22 protein-coding genes are annotated in these 20,943 nt (G+C 42.8%); 8 read left to right on the forward strand and 14 right to left on the reverse strand.

What is annotated here, in order from left to right:
- Positions 1-71 precede the first annotated feature (71 nt).
- From X939_RS0113160 to cmoA, 3 genes are all read right to left on the reverse strand, one after another.
- On the reverse strand, positions 72-473 hold the full coding sequence (locus X939_RS0113160) for a hypothetical protein (protein WP_025763743.1): 402 nt from the start codon (positions 471-473) through the stop codon (positions 72-74).
- 193 nt (positions 474-666) lie between these two features.
- Positions 667-1,386, reverse strand: coding sequence for a methyltransferase family protein (locus X939_RS0113165; protein WP_025763744.1), 720 nt, complete (start codon positions 1,384-1,386; stop codon positions 667-669).
- Positions 1,383-2,120 (reverse strand): carboxy-S-adenosyl-L-methionine synthase CmoA, encoded by a 738-nt coding sequence (gene cmoA / locus X939_RS0113170; RefSeq protein WP_025763745.1) that lies wholly within the window; start codon positions 2,118-2,120, stop codon positions 1,383-1,385. The genes X939_RS0113165 and cmoA overlap by 4 nt, the downstream gene beginning before the upstream one ends.
- A 339-nt stretch (positions 2,121-2,459) precedes the next feature.
- On the opposite strand from cmoA, the gene X939_RS0113175 reads away from it, so the two are divergent.
- On the forward strand, positions 2,460-3,833 hold the full coding sequence (locus X939_RS0113175; protein WP_044199385.1) for a sigma-54-dependent transcriptional regulator: 1,374 nt from the start codon (positions 2,460-2,462) through the stop codon (positions 3,831-3,833).
- 2 nt (positions 3,834-3,835) lie between these two features.
- On the opposite strand, the gene X939_RS0113180 is transcribed toward X939_RS0113175, so the two are convergent.
- The 6 genes from X939_RS0113180 to thiM all read right to left on the reverse strand — a co-directional run bounded on the left by X939_RS0113180 (position 3,836) and on the right by thiM (position 8,434).
- Complete coding sequence (locus tag X939_RS0113180; RefSeq protein WP_025763747.1) at positions 3,836-4,741, reverse strand: LEA type 2 family protein; 906 nt, start codon at positions 4,739-4,741, stop codon at positions 3,836-3,838.
- 76 nt (positions 4,742-4,817) lie between these two features.
- Complete coding sequence (locus tag X939_RS0113185) at positions 4,818-5,324, reverse strand: pyridoxamine 5'-phosphate oxidase family protein (protein ID WP_025763748.1); 507 nt, start codon at positions 5,322-5,324, stop codon at positions 4,818-4,820.
- A gap of 163 nt (positions 5,325-5,487) precedes the next feature.
- Complete coding sequence (gene tenA / locus X939_RS0113190; protein WP_025763749.1) at positions 5,488-6,138, reverse strand: thiaminase II; 651 nt, start codon at positions 6,136-6,138, stop codon at positions 5,488-5,490.
- Positions 6,138-6,956: a bifunctional hydroxymethylpyrimidine kinase/phosphomethylpyrimidine kinase gene (gene thiD, locus X939_RS0113195; protein WP_025763750.1), complete on the reverse strand. Its 819-nt coding sequence runs from the start codon at positions 6,954-6,956 to the stop codon at positions 6,138-6,140. The genes tenA and thiD overlap by 1 nt, the downstream gene beginning before the upstream one ends.
- Positions 6,957-6,990: 34 nt before the next feature.
- A complete protein-coding gene (thiE, locus tag X939_RS0113200) occupies positions 6,991-7,674 on the reverse strand; it encodes a thiamine phosphate synthase (RefSeq protein ID WP_084299473.1) in 684 nt (227 codons plus the stop codon).
- On the reverse strand, positions 7,631-8,434 hold the full coding sequence (gene thiM, locus X939_RS0113205; protein ID WP_131694741.1) for a hydroxyethylthiazole kinase: 804 nt from the start codon (positions 8,432-8,434) through the stop codon (positions 7,631-7,633). Before thiM ends, thiE begins: the two co-directional genes overlap by 44 nt.
- A gap of 324 nt (positions 8,435-8,758) precedes the next feature.
- Between thiM and hxpB the strand changes: the two genes are divergently transcribed.
- Positions 8,759-9,427 (forward strand): hexitol phosphatase HxpB, encoded by a 669-nt coding sequence (gene hxpB, locus X939_RS0113215; protein ID WP_025763753.1) that lies wholly within the window; start codon positions 8,759-8,761, stop codon positions 9,425-9,427.
- A 276-nt stretch (positions 9,428-9,703) separates the two neighbouring features.
- Positions 9,704-10,156: a hypothetical protein gene (locus tag X939_RS22425; protein ID WP_025763754.1), complete on the forward strand. Its 453-nt coding sequence runs from the start codon at positions 9,704-9,706 to the stop codon at positions 10,154-10,156.
- Positions 10,157-10,168: 12 nt separating this feature from the next.
- Here the strand turns inward: X939_RS22425 and X939_RS0113225 are convergent, their stop codons facing one another.
- Positions 10,169-11,854: an amino acid permease gene (locus tag X939_RS0113225; RefSeq protein WP_025763755.1), complete on the reverse strand. Its 1,686-nt coding sequence runs from the start codon at positions 11,852-11,854 to the stop codon at positions 10,169-10,171.
- A 265-nt stretch (positions 11,855-12,119) separates the two neighbouring features.
- On the opposite strand from X939_RS0113225, the gene X939_RS0113230 reads away from it, so the two are divergent.
- The 3 genes from X939_RS0113230 to X939_RS0113240 all read left to right on the forward strand — a co-directional run bounded on the left by X939_RS0113230 (position 12,120) and on the right by X939_RS0113240 (position 15,180).
- The gene (locus X939_RS0113230) at positions 12,120-12,911 is read left to right on the forward strand and encodes a phosphatidylinositol-specific phospholipase C/glycerophosphodiester phosphodiesterase family protein (RefSeq protein WP_025763756.1); all 792 of its coding nucleotides are present in this window, start codon (positions 12,120-12,122) and stop codon (positions 12,909-12,911) included.
- A 34-nt stretch (positions 12,912-12,945) separates the two neighbouring features.
- Positions 12,946-14,250 carry an ethanolamine permease gene (eat, locus tag X939_RS0113235; RefSeq protein WP_025763757.1) on the forward strand — a complete coding sequence of 435 codons (1,305 nt, stop codon included), beginning with the start codon at positions 12,946-12,948 and terminating at the stop codon, positions 14,248-14,250.
- 195 nt (positions 14,251-14,445) lie between these two features.
- Positions 14,446-15,180 carry a LytR/AlgR family response regulator transcription factor gene (locus X939_RS0113240; protein ID WP_025763758.1) on the forward strand — a complete coding sequence of 245 codons (735 nt, stop codon included), beginning with the start codon at positions 14,446-14,448 and terminating at the stop codon, positions 15,178-15,180.
- 547 nt (positions 15,181-15,727) lie between these two features.
- Here the strand turns inward: X939_RS0113240 and X939_RS0113245 are convergent.
- The 4 genes from X939_RS0113245 to greA all read right to left on the reverse strand — a co-directional run bounded on the left by X939_RS0113245 (position 15,728) and on the right by greA (position 19,134).
- Positions 15,728-16,972 carry an exo-beta-N-acetylmuramidase NamZ family protein gene (locus tag X939_RS0113245; RefSeq protein ID WP_025763759.1) on the reverse strand — a complete coding sequence of 415 codons (1,245 nt, stop codon included), beginning with the start codon at positions 16,970-16,972 and terminating at the stop codon, positions 15,728-15,730.
- A gap of 115 nt (positions 16,973-17,087) precedes the next feature.
- A complete protein-coding gene (locus X939_RS0113250; protein WP_025763760.1) occupies positions 17,088-18,158 on the reverse strand; it encodes a M20/M25/M40 family metallo-hydrolase in 1,071 nt (356 codons plus the stop codon).
- 81 nt (positions 18,159-18,239) lie between these two features.
- Complete coding sequence (locus X939_RS0113255; protein WP_044199389.1) at positions 18,240-18,569, reverse strand: hypothetical protein; 330 nt, start codon at positions 18,567-18,569, stop codon at positions 18,240-18,242.
- 88 nt (positions 18,570-18,657) lie between these two features.
- The gene (gene greA, locus X939_RS0113260) at positions 18,658-19,134 is read right to left on the reverse strand and encodes a transcription elongation factor GreA (protein ID WP_025763762.1); all 477 of its coding nucleotides are present in this window, start codon (positions 19,132-19,134) and stop codon (positions 18,658-18,660) included.
- Between the two features lie 232 nt (positions 19,135-19,366).
- On the opposite strand from greA, the gene fmt reads away from it, so the two are divergent.
- Both fmt and X939_RS0113270 read left to right on the forward strand, forming a co-directional pair.
- Positions 19,367-20,329 (forward strand): methionyl-tRNA formyltransferase, encoded by a 963-nt coding sequence (fmt, locus tag X939_RS0113265; protein ID WP_025763763.1) that lies wholly within the window; start codon positions 19,367-19,369, stop codon positions 20,327-20,329.
- Positions 20,330-20,412: 83 nt separating this feature from the next.
- A complete protein-coding gene (locus X939_RS0113270) occupies positions 20,413-20,904 on the forward strand; it encodes a dihydrofolate reductase (protein ID WP_025763764.1) in 492 nt (163 codons plus the stop codon).
- Positions 20,905-20,943: the final 39 nt, after the last annotated feature.

Raw genomic sequence — 20,943 nt, forward strand, 5'->3', positions numbered from 1 at the left:
GGCAATTAGATCAAAAAAAATGCCTCACCCTGCGATGGGGAGGCATACTTTATACAGGAAAGTAACCGTTGCTATTTATTGGTACTCAATACAACGAAATTACTTGGATATTTCACATCTTCGCTACTCTCAGCAGTAATAAATATTTTATTGGGCTCTTGAGGAGAAACGGTAGAGAGGTCGCCCTTTAGCCCCTTGGAAGAAATTTTAATCATACCCAGTTTTTCGGCATCAACCTTCTTATTGTCCATCCATACGACATAATGCGAACGACTGGGTGTCAGCTGTTCGGGCTGTGCCAGGTTACGCACTTGTACGGAAATGGCATAGTTGTCATTTTTATCCTTTTTGACCTTCGCGGAGCCCGACGCCGCAGGCACAACTGAGGAATTGACAAACTGCATCTGGTTAGAACAGGCGCTCATCACAAGGCCAAGAAAAAGGATGCCTGCTAATTTGTTGATAGTCTTCATATTGAAATTTTGCTTAAAGTTAAATATATAGCCTTCCTATCTGCAAGTGATAAATTCAAACTTCTTCATTACTTTCCACTACACAAAACCTATCAGAGAAAGGTCGATCGTGGGAAAGGAGGCTACTATTAGAATGCCCTTAAATTACGAAATAATTCAATGGAGGAAGAATCTATCTCCAATTCTTTTTAGATTACTCCGTCATCTTGCCAGACTTCTTTAAATAACGTACCAGGAGATACAAAAACGCCAAAATTACGATAGAGGTAAGAAAGAAATTTTTATTGGCCGTTGTGGTAGCAAATAGCTGTGGATAATTAATACTGATGATCGCCACAATCCCTGCCAGCCAGATAAAGAGGGTATTATATTCTTTGAGTACCCAACGTTTGTAGTTAAAACGCATTGCGCTCATTGACTTTCCTATGCCACGGGGGTCAATTAACCAACGGTTCACGCGTTGGGTATATCGCTCGAAGTCGGAGCCAAATTTATTTCGGAGAAAATTTTCCTCTGCCAACACAATGGCCTGATAAATAAAAAGAAAGAGTGGAATGACCACAATCACATAAATCAAGGAATTAGAAAGTATCCCCACCCCTGCAAGCATAAGAATATTACCTACATATAGCGGATTACGACCATGGTTGAAGATTCCTTCCGTCACCAGCTTTTCTGCATAAACTTTCTTGTCTTTACCACCACGAATGATATAAGCCAGTCCAATGGTAATGCCACGGGTAAGCTCCCCTAGAATGGTGATGAGCAAACCAGCAATAAGGGGGATAAAATAATACTCCGGTCCAAATATTTCTGCTGTAAACAGCTCGGGAGATGGAGCGAAAAGTAAGAGATATAAAAAAATAAAAAGAATGTTTCTATACTTAAAAAAGAAGTTTCCTATTGCGATCATTTCTTAAAAGCGATTAGTCCTGAAAAATTATACCATTTGAAAAACATTTCACAACCGTCAAAACCGGCATCATGCAGCATTTGCGTGTTTTCGGCAACGGTATATGGTATCAGTACATTTTCCAATGCTTCCCGCTTTTGTGAAATCTCCATTTCACTATAGCCATTTCTTCTTTTATAGTTATAATAGTATTTTATAAAATCTCTGTTAAATAAGCTGTGATCGGTAAGTACCTTTTCAATTAAGATAAAACACCCCCCTGGATTCAATCCCTTGAATATCTGTTCAACAATCTTGCTGCGATGGGTCGGTCTTACAAATTGGAGCGTAAGAGACATAATGACTACGGAAGCATTTTCAATTTTAGAGTCATTATTTATATCTCCTACTACTAATTCATGGGGCCTAGTTATACCTGCCTGGTCAAATTTGAGCTCGGAACGTTGGATCATCTCGGCCGAATCATCAATACCAACAAATTCAACAGTAGGGTCTACAAGTGGATCTAAGGCGATCAACGAGGTACCCGTACTACAGCCCAGATCGTAAACTCTTGAATTGGGCCTGGCATGGCTCGCCGCCAGCTCTGTAATCATACGCTGAATCTCATCGTAAAAAGGCACGGACCTATTGACCATGTCGTCAAAAACATTTACTACCTTACTCTCAAACTTAAAATCAGATACCTGTTGAATCTCCGAATCAAAAACCTTATCTATATTCCTCTGCTCCATGTATTATTAAATTTTTAATATAAAAAACGAGTTTCAATTTACTAAAAGTAATTCGAAATAAAAATAGGCATAGTCCTATGAACAACAATTGAACATGTGGCTAATGACATTTTTAACCATCAACTTCGATGGCAAAAGTATAAAGTATCGAAATTACCACAGAATATTAGACAGGGCCTGAGGTATAAAAGCCGAGACTTTTGCTATCTTTCCAATGCCATATTTTAAATCTTCCTGATTATATTCCTGAAGTATTAACCCATTCAGAAAAAGGTGGGGGCTTTTAAAATAATATTATTATATTCCTAAAATATTAACCCCAACTGCCTTTACTTACCAATGCCAATCTCAAAAGCCAAGATTTTAATTATCGACAATGATATAGAGGTATTAACTGCTGCCAAACTGCTTATCAAAAGGCATGCCGCTACAGTGGATATAGAAAAAAATCCCGAGAATATTCCATTTTTGGTAACCAATGGTAATTACGATATCATCTTACTGGATATGAATTACACCGGAAATCTTCATAGTGAAAAAGAAGGTCTTCACTGGCTCGACAAAATTCTGGATATTCAACCCCTTGCCAAAGTTATCATGATCACCTCCAATAGTGATATAGAGCTGGCGGTTCAGACGATTAAGGCGGGAGCAGCAGATTTTATTATGAAGCCCTGGGATAACGAAAAGCTTCTTAACACGCTGGAAAAGGCCCTCGAGGCCCCTTATATGACCTCTTTAGAGGACCCCCATTCGATTTCGAAAAACGAGAGGTCTTCAGAGGCCAAAGCAGGCCATCTCCCTACCTTTGTTGCGAATAGTGCGGCTATGCGCGAACTGATGCAAGCGGTTGATCGTGTAGCAGACACGGATACCAGAATCCTTATCTTAGGCGAAAATGGAACCGGGAAAACTCAGCTGGCACAGCAGATACATTATAGATCTAGGCGCTCGGATAGACCCTTTATAGCGGTTGACCTAGGCTCAGTAAATGAAGAATTGTTCGAGAGTGAATTGTTTGGCCATTCTCAAGAAGCAGTCACCGATGCCCTGTCAGACCAGTCGGGCCGGCTCGAAGCAGCGACGGGTGGAACTTTATTTCTAGATGAAATTGGAAGTTTGAGTCCAACGTTGCAGGCCAAGCTCATCACGGTGCTTCAAGAGCAAAAAGTGACGAGGGTGGGGAGTGATAAACTGATTGAGCTAGATTTTCGCTTGATATGTGCAACGAATATGCCCTTGGAAGAAATGGAAGCTAACCAATCATTTCGTCAGAATCTATATTACGGGATGAATACTATCGTCCTTTCCATTCCTCCATTACGCGAGCGACCCGAAGACATTAAAAGTCTGGCAGACTTCTATCTGAACACCTTTGCCAGAAAGTATAACCGACCGGTAACCCATATGGACAAAGATTTGATAAAGGACATGATGCATTACCATTGGCCAGGAAATATTCGTGAACTCCAGCATGCCATGGAAAGAGCCGTGATTCTGTCCTCTGGCCAATGCCTGGATGCGGATACCATGCAGCTTAAAAATGCGGAATTTCCTGAGGAGTCCAATCCGGGATTAGACCTGGAAGAAATGGAGAGGTCTATGATCAAAAAAACTTTGAAAAAACATGCGGGAAATATCCCAGCAACAGCTCGGGAATTAGAGTTAAGCCGAGCGGCTTTGTATCGTCGAATTGAGAAATACAGAATATAAATTTAATTGGCTATACTCTTTTTTAATTTCTCCATGTCCTTTAATTCACCTTCAATGATGAGGTTCATGGGGCTATTAGAAAACACTTCATTTTCTGAAGTTAGGGTACTTTTTATATGTAGGGTAAAAGGGAGATCCTTGCCCTGGCCAATTAGTTGCCCTACTGCCTTAAGCAATTTGCCCATTTCTATTTTAAAAGGCAGTTCGTAAGTTGCTTTACTTTTTGCCGGGATCACCGTTGTCCCAGGCTTATGCCCCTCTCCCAAGTTGGCTTGGGAGCCCAGGTCGATCATAAAATAGGGATCTTTAAACTCTATTGGAAATACATTTTGGTTATCAATTTGGATTTTAAGAACAATTTCTGATTCGCTTAGCCGAAATTTTTCCATATCATATCCGGAAACCTTAATCTGCAGCACGCGGTACAAGGGAAGACGTGCGTTTCGGACGACACGAATCATATCCTTTCCCAATACAGGTTTTGCAAGAAGCAACTTAGCTTCAAAATGGTAATCCGCACTGTCTACTCCTTTGTTGGCCTCGGCAACACTCTCTTTGGAAAGATCGCCAAGATTGAACTTTGCGGGAATTTCTACCTTGCTACTATCCCTGGATTCTATCTTGAATGGCTGTTGATACCGATCCTCAATCACTACAATGTCATTCATTTTAATCAGATAATCGAAACCCTTCAAATCCAACCCTACTGGGAGCGGATTATGGACCAATAAATTTAAGGTAAGGTCTACAGACTTTTCAGTAATATTGTCAATCTTCCCTACCCCTACTTCTACCCGGGGCTTTAAGCCTGATACCGGATTGGCATATCGCTTTTTGTAGAAAAAATAGCCTAGTACCAGTAATACTAGGACGGCCAGAAGGCTAAGAATGACTGTAGATTTTTTCATACCGAGGGATTAGAATGCTAACCCCGGCCGAGCGTACAGCCGGGGTGATTGCTTTGTCGTTTCCTGAAGAAGGAGATTAATGTATCTGTATGGTTCCGTGTTCTCCGGAAACTCCATTCTTATCAGCGTCGCCCGTCAGGATAGATTTAATCAGGGAAAGGAAGACCACCATTTTCGAAGAAGTACTATCCCAGTAAGAGGCCTCGGTTGAGCGAAAGCGAATCATTACCAGATCCGGATCATTCTTTCCTTCGGGGAACCACGCCTTGGAGACAGGGCTCCATAAAGCTTCTTTTTTGGCCTCATCTACTACGTGCTCCCAGGTTCCTTTTACACTCATGTAACTATTATGACCTGGATGAGCATAGATCAGGCTCGCCTCTTGTACCTGACCAGTGCTACCTAGGTCAGTGTCCCTGCTAGTAAAAAACCATATACATCCCTCGCTATCCACATCCAGAGTGGTCATAGGCCTGGAGACGATCTCCCCATCTTCCAGCGTGGTAAACATGCATATGTTAATTTCCTCAGCTAATTCTTTAAGTTTATCGATTCCCTTTTGGTCAATTAAGTTGGTTTCCATATGTTCTATCTTTAATTTAGAAAACCTCCTTAAAAAACCATTCCTCCTGCCCTTCTTCCCGAACCTCAGGCAGGGCAAGGTGCTGAGGATGCTAGCATCCAACCTGCCTGGCAGCTATCAACATTCAAAAGGGAAGTTATCCTTGTTATTGGCTCTCAAGACCTCATACGGGCCATTTTTCCATTTTATAAGCACTGTCCCAGAACATATATTCTAATTGACAAGCCCGGGTGAAGGCCACTTGCATTTCTTTCCTTTCTTCCGGAGATGCTTGCTGGCCAAGGTTCTCGCAAAGCCCGAGCATTCTGGTTACAGCCTGGGCAAATTCTTCTCCAGAATAGGTATCAATCCAGCTTTGATAAGGATTGTTTCCTGCCGACTCCCCTACAATATAGTTTCCGACACGTTGATATATCCAGAAACAGGGTAATAGGGCCGCCACCGATATTGCGTACGAACTATAGTTTGCAGTGGCCAATAAATATTGGGTATACGAAAAAGCTGTAGGCGACATACCATCCGTACGATTGATAGCATATTCTTTAAAATAGGTATCATGCAAGGCTCTTTCGACGAGAATTGCATTTTGTGCAAAACCTAAGAAAGCCAGCAAGCTGTCCGCCTCCTGGGTCTTTGTTCCCGTTACGGCAAGGGCCTTTGAGAACTGATGCAAGTATAGCGAATCTTGATAGATATAGAAGGTAAATTGATCGGTCTTTAAGCTCCCATCCTTTAACTCCTGGATAAATGGATGGGCTATAATTTTATCAAAAATGGGGGTATTTTCCTCCCATAAGGAATCTGTAAATTTCATTACTTTAAATACATTTTCTGTGGTGAGTAGGTATGATTTAAGGGCCCAGATCCATGTCCAGTGACTACGTCCTTACCCGCCTCAATAGCATCGGCAATATAGTTTTTGGCCATCAATACCGACTCCATTAATGACAGATCCAAGGCGGAGTAGGTGGCTATTGCGGAAGAGAGTGTGCACCCCGTTCCATGCAAATTCTTACTATGAATATATGGCGTTTCCAGGAGCAGTGGATCACATTTGTCCTCCGCAAACACATCATATAGTTTATCTGCCACTAAATGGCCTCCTTTAAGCAAAACCGCCTGGCATCCTTTTTCCACCATTTCGGCAGCCGCAGCCTGCATTTCCTTTTCCGATCGTATAGGGCGCCCTACTAGTATTTCCGCTTCATCCAGATTGGGGGTTATCAGGTGGACTCTTGGAAAGAGCAGTTCCCATAATGCGGCAATGGTTTTTTCCTCTATAAGTTTAGAACCACTCGTAGAGACCATAACCGGATCGAATACTATGAAGCGGGGAGCATATTTTTCGAGTGCCTCTGCGATTACCTGAGCAGCCTCGATCGTATTGACCATACCGATCTTCACTGCATCAATAATAAAATCATCGAATACAGCTTCCAGTTGACTTTTCAAAAAGGATCCGGGTACCCGATGAATGGCGGTAACGCCTAAGGTATTCTGGGCCGTCAGAGCTGTAATAGCTGACATGCCATAGCCCCCTAGTGCGGCAATAGTCTTCAAGTCGGCCTGTATGCCTGCCCCTCCACCACTATCGGATCCGGCAATGGTTAATACGGTTGGATATCTTTTCATATTGTTGAGAATCATTATCGACATATCAATAAATTCAGAGTGAGTCATTGGTGCTTATTGCCTGGCTCAGACTTTCAGCTTCCCGAGCGGGCATTGGGGCACTACAAATGGCCGATATTACGGCAATACCAGCCGCGCCACGCCTAATGGCTTCAGGAGCATTTTCCGCATTTACCCCTCCTATTACCAGGAGCCTGTGCCTACTATTCCGGCGTATCCAGCTAAGCCCCTCCATTCCCCATGCCTTCTTGGTATCGGTTTTAGAAGGAGTGGCAAATAACGGACTCACAGCCAAATAGCTTAAATCGAAATTTTCTGCTTCAAGAACATCTTCCTGCGTTTCGGCGGACAGTCCAATAATCTTACCTTCCGGAAGAAGGCGCCTTAGGTAGGAAATCGGCATATCACTTTGCCCGACATGAACACCGTCGGCATCTACTGCCAAGGCAACGTCTACCCGATCGTTAATGATTAATGGAATTTGATACGGTATAAGAATCGCTTGGAGCCGCTGTGCCTGCTCTATAAATGCTCGTGTGTCAGCATTCTTTTCTCTTAACTGGACCATGTTTACCCCTCCCTGGATGGCCTCCTGAACCACCCATTCCAACGACCGCCCTAAGCAGGCATTCTGGTCTGTTACCAGGCATAGTGTCAGGGGAGAACCTGCCTGGCTATACATATTCAAACTCGACAGAGGCCCTTTCTTCAAGTTCATGAGGCTGCAATGAAGCTAACTGATCCAGAAAACTCATTTGGAAACTTCCGGGGTGCTGGGCTAATTCATAGGCCCGGTCGCCGGCTACACCCATCATCGCCGCAGCACTTATCGCCGCTAAAAAAGGGTCATTCTGAACAGCTGAAAAAGCCCCCGCTAAGGCTGAAGATGCGCAACCCATTCCTGTAACCCGAGTCATAATCTCATTCCCATTTCGTAAATAGGCAATTTTCCCCTCGCCTACTATCACATCGGTGGCCCCACTAACGGACACCACACAGGCGTATTTCTTGGCCAGGCTCTGAGCCGCTGTCAGGGCATCGGTAGAAAATCCAGTGCTATCCACTCCTTTGGATTGAACCTGCTGACCTGCCAGGGACATAATCTCTGAAGCATTACCCCGAATAATGGTTGGCGAAGCTACGGAGAGCAATCTTTGCAAGGATTCATTACGAAAGCTGGTAGCACCAGCCCCTACCGGGTCCAATATGATCGGGATATGAAGCGCATCCGCACGGGCCATGGCAATTTCCATACCCTCAATCCATTTCCCCGAGAGGGTTCCAATATTTATAACCAGAGCACCGGCATGACTCACCATTTCGGCCACTTCTTCTACAGCGTGCGCCATTACGGGTGAGGCTCCTACAGATAACAAAGCATTAGCCGTGAAATTCATCACCACAAAATTGGTTATATTATGAACCAAGGGTGCTTGATTCCGCAAATTGATAAGATCGTTTCCTAAATTAACTTCCATAGTGAAAGATATAGCTTTATATGAAAAATATGGATGATTAGTCCTGAGGGCCATCCCTGTCCAGACTCTTTTAAGAAATATAGCAGTTTTAGTAGGAAGGGCTATGCTCTTTGGGTTCTATAAATGCCTTTGAGCTATTTTACTATTTATCTCTGCCATTCCTATCCGCTAAAGTAGTAGATTTGAAAAGATAAAAAAATCTAGCCGGCGGATAATCCGTAATCAACATCTCTGCTCAAGAAGATATTTGCCCTGAGCAAACTGGATATGGCCTCCGGCGACTCATCTCTAGTATTAAATTCAGTATTTTTAATTCCTTCATTCATGATAAAAGCTGCAATATTTGATATGGATGGACTGTTGATCGACTCCGAACCAATATGGGTAGAAGCTGCTAAACTGACCATGCAGAAAATAAATTTTGATCTAACCCAAGAAGTTCAACGCCAGACGACAGGATTGGCCTGCAAGTTATTTCTTGAGTATTGCCACAAAATACAACCCTGGAATACGCCTACTTTTGAGGAAATGGAAAAGGAAATCCTGAACTACGCGCACCATCATATTCTAGAAAAAGCTCTGCCTATGCCCGGGGCCTTAGAGCTTCTTAAAAAATTACATCAGAAAGGTATAAAGCTAGCCGTAGCTTCTGCTTCACATATGGAACTCATAGAAGGAGTTCTGGATCGTCTGAATATCAGAGACTATTTTCAGGTATGGCACTCGGGCACCTTAGAGGCTTTCACCAAGCCGCATCCGGCCGTGTACTTGACTACTGCTCAAAAACTCGGCTTACCACCTGCCCAATGTTTGGCTTTTGAAGATTCTTTCGCTGGACTGCAATCGGCACATTCCGCGGGGATGATCACTATTTCAGTACCAGCCCAGGAGGCTTACCATGACAAAAAATTTGATCTTGCTCATTACAAACTGCAATCCCTGGAGCAGTTTTCTCTTCAGGATATTCAGCAGGAATTATACAAGGTATCATAAAGAAAGATGATTGCCCTGCAGGAGGAAACTGTCTCGTAAAATTTGTCAGGTATACTCAGACATGAGATGATGAATCCGCTCACCCCAATTTACTACAGCGGGTCGGAAATCGGAATAAGTCTGTCCGCCAAATTATCAAGTAATTTGGCGGACAGATTAAAGTTCGTTCACAGAGAAGTACAAGCACTACTTTATTAATCGAATTGTAATTTATCACTGAAAATTTACAACCTATACAAGATTTTTAGTGTCACTTGGGTCTAAGCCGGAGAACATATGACAGTAAAACTCAAAAAGGCCCTAGTGCTTCTCAACTTAACGATAGTAGCATGCACGGGTCCATCTATAGATAAGCATACTGATGATTGGTTACATTACCGGGAAAGCAGAATTATCAATGACATTCCTTTAGCCAGGGTAAGGTTCTCGAGCCTTACCGACAGTCGCTGTCCAGACGGGGTTAATTGCTTTTGGGCAGGGAATGCTACGGTTGGGCTGGAGCTCACCGGAGCCAGCACAGAAGGAATCATCCGCAAACAAATAGAACTCTGTATAGGCCCATGCGATATGTCGGGAACTTCAGACTATCGATTTTCAGATACCCTCACCACTTCATTTGGAGACCAAAACTACCAGTTCATTTTACTGGGAGTAGTTCCTCCGCCAAAAACTGACAGCTTTGTCCCGGCCAAAGAATATGCCATTAAACTGAAAGTCGTACCGATATAGTGAAGTGTTGACTTATTGAGCCAGTTTACTTTTCCTATATCCGTAGGCAAAATAAATTATCAAACCAATAAGCAACCATATCAAAAAGATAAACCAGTTGGAAGATCCCAGTTCAGTCATCAGATAGAGGTTAGTTAAAATACCGGCCACAGGGAGTAAAGAAAAACGGAATTTGAAACTGAGAACTGATAATACGATCCAGGTAATCCAGAAAACTATCGTTAATAATTTATGCTCAATGACATCCATGATGGTGAGTTCACTCCATTCTTTTAGTGTGTCCTGACCATAGAAGAATAAGGCCATTACCGCCGCCACCAACAAAATACCTACCAAATATTTCCCATTGATATAAGGAACCCTAAACTTCGATTTTGCAGATAGTCCGGTGTGGTCTAAATAGAGAACCCCTCCACAAACCAGGATAAAGGCAAAGAATGTCCCCACACTAGTTAAGTCTACAAAAAAGTCCATTTTGAAGAAGAGAGCTGGAATGGCCACTACGAATCCGGTAACAATGGTAGCAAAGGACGGAGTATGGTACTTAGGATGAATTTTAGAAAACTTTTTCCATAGCAAGCCGTCGCGACTCATGGTCATCCATATTCTAGGCTGGCCAAGCTGATATACCAGTAGCGCACTCGTAATAGCGATCACCGAGCTTACTGAGATCAAACCAGCCATAAAATCTAACCCGACATATTCAAATACGAAAGCCAGAGGATCGTTAACGTTCAGTTCTTTATAATTGACCATTCCCGTTAAGACCAGGGTTATGAGTACGTATAATACGGTACAAATGATCAGACAGTATATCATGGCTTTGGGCATATCGCGCTGAGGATCCTTACATTCTTCCGCTGTAGTAGAAATAGAATCGAAGCCTATAAAGGCGAAGAAAACTGCGGCCACCCCACTAAGCACCCCTTTTACACCATTGGGAGCAAAAGGAGACCAGTTCTCAGGTTTCACGTAGAATGCACCTGCACAAATTACCAGAAGTACCACGCCAATCTTTAAGACGACCATAAAGTTAGAGGCCGTCCGAGACTCCTTGATTCCCAGATAAACCAGCCAGGTAACCAGGCCTGTGATAATGCCGGCCGGTAGATCTAAAATAATGGGCATGCCACCAAGCCTTGGAGCCTCTTGATAAGCCAATGCGGCATATTGCTCACTACTGGATAGTGCTTGCATACCCAGCTCCTGCATTTTGGAAAAGGCTTCTGAAGCGGAGCCTGGATCCATGGTCAGATAGCCCGGTATATGAATCCCAAAACCTGAGAGCATACTTACGAAGTACTCCGACCAGGAAATGGCTACGACCATATTAGAAACGGCATACTCCAGGATAAGAGCCCAACCGATGATCCAGGCAAAAAACTCCCCAAAGGCTACATATGCATAGGTATAGGCGCTTCCCGAAACCGGTACGGTACTGGCAAATTGTGCATAAGACAAGGCCGTAAATACGCAAGCGATTGCCGTAAAAACGAAAAGTAAGGATACCGCAGGACCACCGTTAAAACTGGCTAGCCCAATCGTGCTGAAAATTCCTGCACCAACAATGGCGGCGATACCCAGAGACACCAAATCGCGAACTCCTAAAACCTTCTCCAACCCTCCCTCCGAATTATGGGCATCCTTAAGGATCTGATCAACTGACTTTTTGCGAAATAAGGAGGTATTTGGTTTCATCTATATGTGATTTCTTGATGCTAAAAAAGTTAAGCGATAAGGGCCTAAATGTAAGTAAATTATTGAACCAGTCTTGCTTTAAAAAGCAAAAATGCTGAATTTAACTAATATACGTCAACAACTAACCCATAGAATATTCTGCTGAGCAACAAAAAAATTGAAATTATTCTAAAATATTGGGGAGCACGAAGACCAATCTACTTTCCATGGATTTCCATAATTCCAAAATACTGTTAACTTTACCATCTACAATCACACCAGAAAGATGCGCTTTTATTCCGTTACGCTTGGTTTGTTATGTTTTCCCCTATTACTACTGGGGAGTGTCACCGCTCAGAGCATCCAGTCATATACTCCTCTGCAAGCTCATTCACATAACGACTACCTCCGGGCCGAACCTTTCTGGGAAGCCTACCGTCAAGGTTTCGGTTCAATCGAAATCGACCTAGTGCTGCATAACGGCCAATTATATGTTGCTCACGACAGCTCCCAGATCGATGACGACAAGCGACTCGACAACCTCTATCTGAAGCCATTGAGCAAATTAATAAAGGGTGATCAATGGATAAAGGACGGACGAACCTCCCTACAGTTAATGATCGATTTGAAATCGGAGACTAAGGCTAGTATGGAAGCACTTAAGGAAGCATTGGGCCCCATGGAGAAATATTTGGCTCCTCATGGCCCCCTGAGGGTTGTCATCACGGGAAATATTCCCCACCCGGCTAGCTTTAAGGAATATCCGCTATATTTTTATTTTGATGGAAGGCCCGATATGTCTTACACGAAGTATCAATTAATGAGACTTGCATTAATCAGTCAAAATTTCAAAAACTACTCGCACTGGAATGGGGAAGGTGATATGACCCGGAAAGACCGACGTAGGATTGCCAGAACCGTGGAACAGGTGCACCTCAAAGGGAAGCCCATACGCTTCTGGGCTGCCCCAGATAATATTAACACTTGGAGAAAGCTCATGGAATTGCAAGTCGATTATCTGAATACCGACCGTGTCATCGAACTGGGTGACTATTTACGCACCGCGCCTAAAGATTAATAATTATTTCTTTAACCCTAACTGTTAGTCCTACATGTCCCAAGAAACTAATTCGTCATTAAAAAAAGTTTTAAAACCTATTCACCTTTGGGCCATTGCAGTTGGACTCGTTATTTCTGGAGAATATTTTGGATGGAATTACGGTTGGGGCGTTTCAGGAACAGTAGGTTTCCTGATTGCCACTCTGATCGTTACCGTTCTCTATATTACCTTTATCTATAGTTTTACGGAGCTTACCACCTCCATACCACAGGCGGGCGGCCCCTTTGCCTATGCCCATAGAGCCTTTGGCTGGTGGGGAGGACTCATAGCCGGCTACGCAACCTTGGTCGAATTTTTGATTGCTCCTCCAGCCATCGCCTTCGCTCTGGGAAGTTACACCCACTTCCTGTACCCTTCCTTGAGTGTTTTACATGTGGCCTTAAGCTGTTATGTGATCTTTATAGGAATAAATTTACTGGGAATCAAAGAGTCGGCAACCTTTTCACTGCTCATCACAATACTGGCTGTAATCGAATTGCTTGTATATATTGGTATCGTGGCTCCTCATTTTTCATACGAAACTTTTGTGACAGATCCCATGCCTTTTGGATGGCCTGGTGTATTTGCTGCCTTGCCCTTTGCCATTTGGTTCTACCTGGCTATAGAGGGTGTGGCTATGGTAGCAGAAGAGGTAGAAGACCCAAGAAGAACCATATCTCTAGGATATATTTATGGCATTCTGACCTTAGTATTTCTGGCCCTGGGGGTGATGATTGTTACAGGAGGAATTACACATTGGAGCACCCTTAGTCAGATCGACTATCCCCTTCCTGCAGCCTTGGCCATTGTCTTAGGAAGCGATAATAGCTGGACTCACCTATTTGCCAGCCTAGGTTTATTTGGTTTGGTAGCTTCTTTTCATGGAACCATAATTGGATACTCCCGACAAATCTATGCATTGGCCAGGGCGGGTTATCTCCCACGTTTCCTCGGAATCGTTAATAAACGATACCAAACCCCACACTGGGCCCTACTAGCAGGGGGGGCTGTAGGCTGTGCTGCCTTAATACTTGGGCAAACGGACCAGGTTATCGTAGTTGCCGCTCTTGGAGCTATTGTTATGTATATGATCAGTATGGTAGCATTATTTGTACTCCGTCTGAAAGAACCAAATATGGATCGGCCCTTTATTGCTCCTTTCTACCCCTATTTCCCGGCTATCGCCCTTATCCTGTCGGCCTTATGTCTGATTGCTATTGTCTATTACAACCCATTTCTTAGCCTATATTTTTTTATTGGTCTTTTGATTGTCAGTGGCATTTTTACAATAAACAAAAGGTTTTTTACTCGATCTTAGATATTTATCGACTATATTTGGGCCTTATACCTCGTTTAATTCGGATTGATACCGCAAAACCCTCTACAAATAATTATTTAATTTATTACTGGCGTTTTATTGATAATATTCGCAAGTATTCCCGTAGATAAGGGCGTATTCGCATCTTTGAGTGAACGTTTTTTGGTAAAAATAAAGAATAGGTTACCGACTAAGATGAATATATTAATCGTTGAAGACGAAGCTGTCATTGCCAAGCATCTGCAGTATACATTAAGAGGATTTGGCTATGAGAGTATTTTCCTGGCTGGGGATTATGTTCAGGCAATCGACATATTAAAAGATCAAATAGTGCACCTCGCATTGCTCGATATTAGTTTGGGAGGCTACCGTACAGGTATCGACGTTGCAGAATATATTCGACAGAACTTCAATTTTCCTTTTATCTTTCTTACGAGCCACGAGGAACTTCCTATCGTAAATGCCGCACTCAATACCTCCCCGAATGCCTTCTTGAACAAACCATTTAAGAATATTTCAGTCTATACGGCAGTGAGTCTGGCACTTAAGAATTATAAAGACAATATAGCCGGGAAGAATGAGTCGGAAGAACGAAACGAAGAGTCGATTGTAATTCAGGACGCACTGTTCATCAAGGAGAAAAATGTGTTTACCAAAATTTTTCTCAATGAGATTTTATACATTCGTAGCGACGACAATTACCTGGAATTGCACACCCCCGATAAGAAATACACCATTCGTGAAACCTTGAAAAATATGATTCAACAATTGCCAGACAATCAATTTTTCAGGACTCACAAGTCGTTTATTGTCAATCTGAACGCTATAACGGCTATCAACTATATTCATTTGATGATAGGTGAGATAGAGATCCCTATCACCGCAGATAATCGTTCGGAACTGTTGGGTAAGCTCAACACTTTTTCTTAGTGCAGTAGTCGGCATGAACAGTTATGGACCAGGAATAAATGGGCCAATCACATACTTTTTAAGCCCTACTTACCTTTGGAATATCTAAAACATGTTTTTTTATAAAAATTTATTCGCTGTTTCAATCTATACGTCTAATTCTGTCGTATGTTCTATCGAACACACCCCGTTTAGTTATATATACGCAGATTATACACTAAGCTACCCCGTAAAAAAGGGCTAGATGATACTTCGGACTTTTCGCTTATCGACGCATTGATAGGTCAAAGCATAATATCGTTGAGTAATTCCTTACATCCTCGGAGTAATTTCACTGAGGATGTTTTATTTGTAGGCTGCCTATATAACATATTCCTGGATCGCTGCTCCTTTTATCCTTGTCAGGCGGGTAAAACCCAGAAGCAGAGGCGAAAATTTCTCCTTTTCCGACCTAGTATGGCTGGAAGCTTACTTTACCAGTCACATAAAAAAAGTCTGGCTATACTAACCCGAATTACGATTAGTATGGCCAGACCCCATTATTTGCCTTTCATTTAGCATTAAAATATTATGGATAGAGCAGGTATTTTTTCCTTAGGGCTTTGTACTGACTTAATCCTGGCTCCCAACTTTGACGTATTTCAGCTTCCGACAGGCCTGCTATAACTTGCTTTCTCAAGTTTTCTGTTCCTGCCAGCTTATCAAAATCGCCCATCTGCCGACTTTGACTCTTATCGAAAAACTTATCTTTTACAGGGTAGTTGCGATACATTTCCATCAGCCATCCTAAATGTATTTTACCACTTTTACGGATTTCTGTCATATCAAAATTCCTTAGGTCCAGTCCGTAACAGAGCTCATTCATATGCAGAGGGCTTTCGCTCATACCCTTTATACTGACTGGCGTGAAAGCAAAATCATACTTTCCCTTAAGCAAAGGGGCTCCCAGAATGGTAAAGGGCATATAGGTGCCCCTTCCCTGGCTAATAATTGTACCTTCGAACCAGCAAATATGCGGATATAGCATAACCGATTGCTGGGTATTAAGATTAGGAGAAGGAAGTATTGGAAGTTCGTAGGCACTTTCGTGCGTATAATTCTCAACCTTGATAATTTTCAGCTTGCATTGAAGTCTATTAGGCAACCAACCTTCGCCGTTAATCATCTGAGCTAGCTCGCCCATGGTGAGGCCATGACTAATAGGAATTTTGTACATACCAATGCCTGAATGAAGATGATCTTCCAGTATGGGGCCATCCACTAAGAATCCGTTAGGATTGGGGCGGTCGAAAATCAATAATTCTTTCTGGTTTTCCGCGCAGGCTTCCATAACATGACCGAGCGTGTTGATATAGGTATAAAACCTTGCACCTACATCTTGAATATCAAAGATCATCAAATCTATTGAGGCCATCTGCTCTTTGGTAGGTTTTTTCAGTTTACCATATAGAGATATTGCCGGAATTCCGGTCTTGGGATCGACGCTGTCGCTCACCTTATCCCCATTGCTGGCTGTGCCCCGAAAGCCGTGTTCCGGACCGAAAATATACTTAATATTGACACCCAGGGCCACCAGTCTGTCAACAAGTGCCGTGGCCCCAATAATAGATGTCTGGTTGACTACCACCCCGACTCTTTTACCTTTGAGATACGACAGATAAGCCTGGGTCTGATCGGCACCCGTCTTCAATTCTTTGGCAACGTTATCTGATTGATCGGGGGATTCATTTTGCTGGCGCGACGCACCTACGCATTGAACCTGCAAAAGGAGCAATAAACCCAGCCCTAGATTGATAGTAAGTTTATTAAGCATGCTATTAGGAATAGTAGGTTGTTTATACTTGGACTAATGGCTGATGCGACCAAGCGTTCGCAACAACCATTAGTATCGATTTAAAAATTCCCTCGTTAAGAAAACTGGAGCAACTTTATTTAATATACCGAAAGTCTTCATTTCCTTTAAGACTCAGCAGTACATCATACATTAACTGTATAACGCCTTGTACATCATCTTTATGTACCATTTCTACCGTGGTATGCATGTACTTAAGAGGAAGAGATATCAACGCCGAAGCCACACCTTCCGAAGAATAAGCAAACGAGTCCGTATCTGTACCAGTTGAACGGCTTACTGCCTGACGTTGAAAGGGAATAGATTTTTGCTCGGCCACTTCAATTAACAGGTCACGAAGGTTATTCTGAACCGCTGGACCGTAGCATATTACGGGCCCTCCCCCACTTTTAAGATCACCTTGCTCTTTTTTATTGTACATGGGCGACTGAGTGTCATGGGTAACATCGGTACAGATAGCGATATCTGGCTTCAGTCTTCTGGAGATCATCTCTGCGCCTTTAAGCCCTATTTCTTCCTGTACGGCATTTACCACGTACAGGGTAAAAGGGAGTTTAACATTATTTTCATGCAGCATCCGGGCAACCTCTGCTATCATAAAACCACCCATACGATTATCAAGGGCCCGGCCTACATAGAATTTCTCGTTGAGCTCGTCCAGACCATCGGCAAATGTTACTACGGTACCTACATGTATGCCCATTCCAAGGACTTCATCCTTATTTGCCGCTCCCACGTCTATAAATAACTCATGAACTTTGGGTGTTTGGTCTTTTGAGGTATCCCGAACATGGATAGCCGGCCACCCAAAAACACCCTTTACTACCCCTTTGGCGGTGTGAAGGTTAACCCGCATGGAAGGGGCGATGGAGGCATCGGAACCTCCGTTACGACGCACTGAAATATAACCCTCATCGGAAATATAATTCACAAACCAGGCTATCTCGTCAGAATGTGCCTCAATGACCACTTTATAGTCCTGCCCCGGACCAATTACACCTACAGCAGTTCCATAAACATCTACGATTTGTTCTTCAATATATGGTTTTATATAATCCAACCATATCTGCTGCCCCGTAGATTCGAAACCGGTGGGTGATGCATTATTTAAATACTTATAAAGAAACTCTTTGCTCTTGTCCGACATATACTCGTATTGTTATTTATTTGAATGCTAATTATAAATCATAATGACATGATATTATCCTCTAGTGCCTCCTATTGAAGTTTATCCTTTCATAAAGCGAAGAAAACTCCAGTGCCTACGCTCATTGAGGTATTCAAAATTCTTTTCATTCAAAAAAGCCTCCCGCTCAAACGAAATAGCCCGATAGGCTTGGTAGTGGCTCTTTAACTTTATAATGCCAATCAGATATTCAATCAGGTACCAAAGATAAAACAATAAAATACCCATCTCAATCTGTTGTCTTAAATGAATCCTTTCATGATTTAGCAGAACCGGATCAGGATCAGTACTGCGGCTAAGAACAAAAGGATAAAGGGCCATACCCTCCACCCACAGAAACGAAATTTTCACCAAAATACCAGAGATGCGCATCTTGACATGTCTAAAAGTAAAACAGTCCACAATATACAGTATTAACTGACGATTGTGAACCGTTAAGCCTAAGGAAACAAAAACCAGTTTACAACCGGCTAATATCCAATACTTCAAATTCCATAATTCCGGCAGGAACTTTAATCTCGGTTGTTTCACCAACTTTTTTACCGAGTAGCCCTTTTCCTATGGGTGAACCAACGGAAATCTTTCCCGCTTTTAGGTCCGCTTCTTCTTCAGACACTAAGATATAGGTCATTTCCATGCCTGTCTTGCGATTCTTAATCTTCACTTTGGAGAGGACCGCTACCTGGGAAGTATCAATGGAGGATTCATCTATAACCCGGGCTGTAGAAAGTATCTCCTCCAATTTGGCAATCTTCATTTCGTGCATACCTTGTGCATCTTTGGCCGCATCATACTCTGCATTTTCGCTCAAATCACCTTTATCCCTGGCTTCGGCTATCTGCTTGGCGATTTCGGTACGGCCCTTGGTTTTCATATCATTCAACTCTGCCTTGAGTTTATTTAAACCTTCTTCTGTATAGTATGAAAATTTAGCCATGGTTAATTAAATGGTTTATATAGTCTTAAAAAATTACAATTGGGTATAAAAAAAAAGAACGGCTCCAAGACCGTCCACATGTGTTCGATTAAACGCATCGCAGAAGGCTAGAAAACCTTATCATTTCGGCACATATGTTCTGTATTCTTTCTCATAATTCTAAACATGAACAACAAAAATAGCAATATTTGTAAATGCTAACAAACCATACGCTCAAAAGGATTCATATAATATGTCAAATTCACTAAGAATAGTTTTTATGGGTACACCAGAGTTTGCGGTGGCTAGTCTGAAAAGCCTGGTCGAGTCAAAATCTAATGTAGTAGCTGTCGTTACAGCTCCCGATAGACCCGCCGGGCGTGGCCAAAAACTCCTGGCTTCCCCCGTTAAAACCTATGCTTTACAGGCAGGACTTACCGTGCTACAGCCTGAAAAACTCAAAGCTCCAGATTTCCTGGAAACTTTGCGCTCCCTGCAGGCAGACCTTCAGATTGTGGTAGCTTTCAGGATGTTACCAGAGGTCGTCTGGAATATGCCACCCCTAGGGACCTTCAACTTACATGGCTCCCTACTACCCCAGTACCGGGGGGCTGCTCCTATCAACTGGGCCATTATACAAGGTGAAACTGTAACAGGTGTAACGACTTTCTTCATAGAAAAAGATATAGATACCGGGAAAATTATTTTTCAGGACAGAGAAAATATCATGCCTGACGATGATGCCGGCACCCTGTACGAACGTCTGATGCATAAGGGAGCAGCATTGGTCGTGCGAACTGTAGAAGCCATTGAAACAGGACACTATCCTCAAGTAGAACAGAACGAAACTTCCTCACTGCAACCTGCACCAAAAATATTTAGAGAGACTTGTGAGCTAGATTGGACCCACACTTCTCAAACCTTACACAACAAAATACGGGGTCTGTCACCCTATCCCGCTGCCTGGTGTAATCTGAGTGACCTTACTTGTAAGATTTTCAAAACAAAAATCCTTGAAGAAAACGGTGATGCACAACCCGGGGTTTTCCGTACGGATAACAAAACTTACCTTCATTTTAAGACCGGTGATGGTTGGCTGTCTATATTAAATCTACAGCTTCAAGGTAAAAAGCGCATGGACATAGACGATTTTTTAAGAGGCAACAGGCTTAATCCCACAGATTGGAGCCGACCCAATGTAAAAGAGGACCAGTAAATACCCGATTGACTCAACAATGGTTCGTTCCGATTCGGGAATAAAAGTGCATAACGGATTAACCTGCAAACATTAAATTAAATATGAAATTATCCATCATTGTTGCCGTAGCAGAAAATGGCGTAATAGGGCGAGAAAACAGCTTGATCTGGCGGTTGTCGGCCGACCTGAAAAGATTTAAACAACTTACCATGGGTCACCCCATGATCATGGGACGCAAAACCTTCGAGTCTATTGGCAAACCCCTGCCGGGTCGTACCTCTATAGTAATCACCCGACAAAAAGATTTCCACCCTGAAGGAGTGGTTGTGGCCTACTCCCTGCAGGAAGCCATAGCCTGTGCAAAGTCTCTGGACGCCGAAAGCGCCTTTGTAATAGGCGGAGGAGAAATATACCGGCAGGCCCTGCCCTATTGCAACCAACTTTTTATTACCCGGGTAATGACTGATGTAGAGGGTGATACCTATTTTCATTTGCCCGACCTGGATCTTTGGAATGAAACCTTCTCCGCTGAATATCCGGCAGATGATAAAAATGAATTTTCTTACAAATTCCTCGATTTAGAAAAAAAATGAAGATAAAAATGGTATATTGGACTCTATTTTTTAAAAAGT

The sequence above is a fragment of the Dyadobacter tibetensis Y620-1 genome (assembly GCF_000566685.1).
Lineage (GTDB): Bacteria > Bacteroidota > Bacteroidia > Cytophagales > Spirosomataceae > Dyadobacter > Dyadobacter tibetensis.